Source organism: Microvirga tunisiensis, from assembly GCF_009296175.1.
GTDB lineage: Bacteria > Pseudomonadota > Alphaproteobacteria > Rhizobiales > Beijerinckiaceae > Microvirga > Microvirga tunisiensis.
The window spans coordinates 1-3702 of record NZ_VOSK01000493.1; the positions used below are offsets into that span (position 1 = coordinate 1).

Genomic DNA, 3702 nt, shown 5'->3' on the forward strand with positions numbered 1-3702 from the left:
CCAACTTTTGCACTGCCGCATGCTCAGCAGCAGTCATCTCCCGTAACAAGACCGATGCCATGGGTCGCCTCCGCCAGCAGGTCAGAAGGGGACTGCCATTATACCCTTCTACCTGCCGGATGCACCACTAAGCAGGAGGGATATGGACGCCTGGCCTGCCCAAGTACCAAAGCCGAGAATGTCCTGAAACTGTGGCTGGTTTCGAGTCGTGCCTCTTGGCCCTCCTATCAACCAGGGCTCGACTTCTGGCGCAAACCGCGACAGAAGGAGGCCCTTTCCTGACCGGAATTGAGCCATGACAGCGATCCTGAACGACCTCGGCACACGCACCTTGATCATGGGTGTCCTGAACGTCACGCCTGACTCGTTTTCGGATGGAGGTCTGTTCAGCGATCATACCGCTGCAGTCAACCATGCCCGCATGATGGAGACAGTGGGCGCTGACATCATCGACGTCGGCGGGGAGTCCACGCGTCCGGGCCACACGCCCGTTGGCGTCGAGGAGGAGCAGCGGAGGGTCCTGCCGGTGATCCAGGCTCTTGCTCCCGTCCTGAAGGTACCAATCTCCATCGACACCTATCGAGCATCCACCGCCCGGGGTGCCCTCGCAGCGGGAGCCAGGATCGTGAATGACATCTGGGGATTTCAGCGCGATCCCGATATGCCGGCCGTCGTAGCGGAACAGGATGCTTTCGCGATCGTGATGCACAATCGCGCCGAGGTCGATGCTTCGCTCGACATCGTGGTCGACATGCTGCGCTTCTTTGAGCACTCCCTGACTCTCGCCCGCCAAGCCAGTATCCCAGACGCACGCTTGATCCTTGATCTCGGGATCGGCTTTGGCAAGACAGCCGGCCAGAACCTTGAGGCCCTTCGCCGCCTGCCGGAGCTGAAGGCCATGGGCTTCCCCGTGCTCGTGGGAGCCTCCCGCAAATCGGTCTTGAGCCGCTTTTACGATCCCCAAGTCCCCCCACGCGACCGGCTCTTCGGCACTCTCGGAGCGCATCTGGCCGCCGTGAGCCGGGGTGCCGACCTCATTCGCGTTCACGACGTCAAGGCGCACGTTGAGGCATGCCGCGTGGCCGATATCTTGCTGAGGAGCCTGCCGTGAGCGACACGATCACGCTGTCCCGCCTGGCACTGTATGCCCACCATGGCGTTCATGCCGAAGAAGCCCGGCTGGGGCAACGCTTCTACGTCAGCCTGACCTGCTCGCTTGACCTGAAACCGGCCGGGCAGGCAGACGATTATCGGCAGACGGTCTGTTACGCGAGCCTCGCCAGGCTCATTCATGAGATCGGCACCACCCGCCGCTTCCGTATCATCGAAGCCTTGGCCGAGGCGATCGCCACCAGCGTGCTCGACGGCTTCTCACCGGTGGTGTCCGTGGCGGTCCGGGTCGAGAAGCCTGAGGCGCCGGTCCCCTTCATCCTTGATGGTATCGCCGTCGAGATCAGACGGTCGCGCGATGGCTAGGGTCACACTCGGCCTCGGCAGCAATCTCGGCGATAAGCGCGGCAACATTGCCAAGGCGCTGTCAGCTCTTGACACGGGTGGGGCAAGAATTCTCACCCGCTCTGCAGACTACCATACAGAGCCGTGGGGGCCTGTTGCTCAGGACTGGTTCGTGAATGCCTGCGCGGTGGCCGACACCGAGCTCGCGCCGAACGACCTCCTGGCCCTGTGTCTTCGGGTGGAACGAGAGCTCGGACGGGTCCGGGAAGTCAAGTGGGGCCCACGGGTGATCGATATCGATATTCTCACCTACAGCGACCTTGAGGTGAACACCCCCAGCCTGACCCTGCCCCATCCGTATTTGGCGGAGCGCGCTTTCGTTCTGGGGCCACTGGCCGAGATTGCACCCGATCTGAAGCTCGGTCAGAAAACCGTTGCAGACATGCTCGCTAACGTGAACTGTAGTGACATCACCAAGCTGACCTAGCTGAATACGCGGCTGCTGCCGTCCATTTCCACTCTCAGGCCAATCCTGATCTTCCCTCGATTGCGTGGACACCGGGTTAGCCCGCTTCCCGCTCGGCCTGTTCTGGGGTGAGATACCCGAGCGACGAGTGAATGCGCTGCCGATTATAGTAGCCCTCGATATAGCCGAACAGGTCCCGCCGCGCCTCTTCACGCGTTGCCCAGCCCCGCTGATGGACCAGTTCCACTTTCAGGGAGTGGAAGAACGACTCCATTGGGGCATTGATGCTCCTATAGAGGTCAAGAGGTTGAAGAGATGGTTGTGGCGGGCCTGCTGGTGCGGCAGAGATAGCCGAAGATCTCCCGCGCGACGAAGCGCTTGAGACAGCGAATGATCTCCATCTTGCCCTTGCCCTCTGCCATTCGCTTCCGGACATAATCGCGGGTGGGAGAATGGCTGCGCATCCGGCTAATGACCACACGATACAGAGCCGCGTTGGCCTGACGGTGGCCACCGCGGTTGAGCCGGTGACGCGAGGTCTTGCCGCTCGAGGCAGGAATAGGACAGGCGCCGCACAGCTTGGCGAAGGCCGCTTCGGAGCGAATGCGCTCAGGATTGTCACCGACGAGGATCAGCATCTCGGCCGCTGTGCCGGTCGCCATCCCATGAGCCTCTTTCAGAGCTGGGGCGCAGGCGGTGGTCAGAGCATCGAGAGCAGCATCGTGGCTCTTGATCTCAGCATCGAGCATGAGCCAGCGTCGAGCCAGAGCGCGTAGGGCCGCTTTGGCGGAGGCAGTCGGTGACCTCATCGTGCCCGGCCTTAAGGCTGCCAAATGCCGGATAAGCGTCATCGTGCCGGTGAGCCCCTCAAGACTCTCTCGCAAAGCAATGGGAGCGTTGATGATGATCGTCTTGAGGGTAACCATCGCTTGGGTGCGGCTCTTCACGGCGGTGTCGCGTGCCACCTTGAGGTGGCGGATCATCTCGACCGAGCTGGTACCCGACTTGGGGGCCGCACGGGCCTGGCCACTGAGAACGGAGCGGGCCGCGTTCTCGGCATCCAGCGGATCAGTCTTGCCATGCTGATGCCGGATCTGGCGATTGGGGCGGTTGACCTCGATGACGCCGTGGCCTCTTTCCTGCAGGAAGCGCGACAGGCCAGCGCCATAGGAGCCGGTTCCCTCGATCCCGAACGCGCGCACTCGGCCAAAGGATCGAGCCCACGTCTCTAGCTCCTGATAGCCTCGAAGGCTCACCGGGACGGTCATCGCGTCAAGGCGAGCGCCCAGCCCGTTGATCGCGACGGCAGCATGGGCCTCTTTGTGGGTGTCAATGCCGATGATGATCTCGGCGGGGTCGATGTCATGCATTTCTGGTCCTCCGCGGGGTAGGCCCTGGCGGGATCCTGCGGGCGGACAGGACTGTGACGGGACGGGTGTCCTCAAGCTCCTATCAAGTCACGCGACAGCAGACCGCCAGGTGCCACCCGGAAGGCCGACACGTCAATGCAATGACACGCGGTCAATCATAACAAGGGTCAGACCCTCCGAGCGGCTCTGACATTCTCACAGTCGTAACAACAGCCCGTCCGGCTCATCGATGGCTTGGCACCCATCGCAGCAAGCTGTCGGGCATAGGCCTCGGCAGCATATTGGACGGATTCAAACGGTCGTCGCAACACCCTGAAGGAGGAGGTTGCGATGAGCATTCGAAAGCGCCGGTCGGATCGGTCTGGACGAGCGCCGTTGCCGTCACCGGGTCGGCCCCCTGTGGCGGGACGT

Annotated in this window: 4 protein-coding genes and 1 pseudogene; 3 read left to right on the forward strand and 2 right to left on the reverse strand. The window is 62.2% G+C overall.

Annotated features, from left to right (window positions below):
• Positions 1-295 precede the first annotated feature (295 nt).
• Genes folP through folK form a run of 3 tightly spaced genes read left to right on the forward strand, consistent with a single transcriptional unit; the run spans position 296 to position 1942 of the window.
• Positions 296-1111 (forward strand): dihydropteroate synthase, encoded by an 816-nt coding sequence (gene folP, locus FS320_RS39980; RefSeq protein ID WP_152717987.1) that lies wholly within the window; start codon positions 296-298, stop codon positions 1109-1111.
• Positions 1108-1476 (forward strand): dihydroneopterin aldolase, encoded by a 369-nt coding sequence (folB, locus tag FS320_RS39985; RefSeq protein ID WP_162003555.1) that lies wholly within the window; start codon positions 1108-1110, stop codon positions 1474-1476. The genes folP and folB overlap by 4 nt, the downstream gene beginning before the upstream one ends.
• Entirely contained in the window at positions 1469-1942 is a 474-nt protein-coding gene (gene folK / locus FS320_RS39990; protein ID WP_152717991.1) for a 2-amino-4-hydroxy-6-hydroxymethyldihydropteridine diphosphokinase, read from the forward strand. The genes folB and folK overlap by 8 nt, the downstream gene beginning before the upstream one ends.
• Before the next feature lie 76 nt (positions 1943-2018).
• On the opposite strand, the pseudogene FS320_RS39995 reads toward folK, so the two are convergent.
• Both FS320_RS39995 and FS320_RS40000 read right to left on the reverse strand, forming a co-directional pair.
• Positions 2019-2204 (reverse strand): annotated as a pseudogene (locus FS320_RS39995) (IS3 family transposase); the annotation flags it as partial.
• Between the two features lie 16 nt (positions 2205-2220).
• Positions 2221-3291, reverse strand: a complete 1071-nt coding sequence (locus FS320_RS40000; RefSeq protein ID WP_152717993.1) for an IS110 family RNA-guided transposase — start codon at positions 3289-3291, stop codon at positions 2221-2223.
• Positions 3292-3702: the final 411 nt, after the last annotated feature.

Coding starts and splice junctions, on each gene's coding strand:
- folP (WP_152717987.1), top strand. CDS start 296: ATGACAGCGATCCTGAACGACCTCGGCACACGCACCTTGATCATGGGT.
- FS320_RS40000 (WP_152717993.1), bottom strand. CDS start 3,291: ATGCATGACATCGACCCCGCCGAGATCATCATCGGCATTGACACCCAC.
- folK (WP_152717991.1), top strand. CDS start 1,469: ATGGCTAGGGTCACACTCGGCCTCGGCAGCAATCTCGGCGATAAGCGC.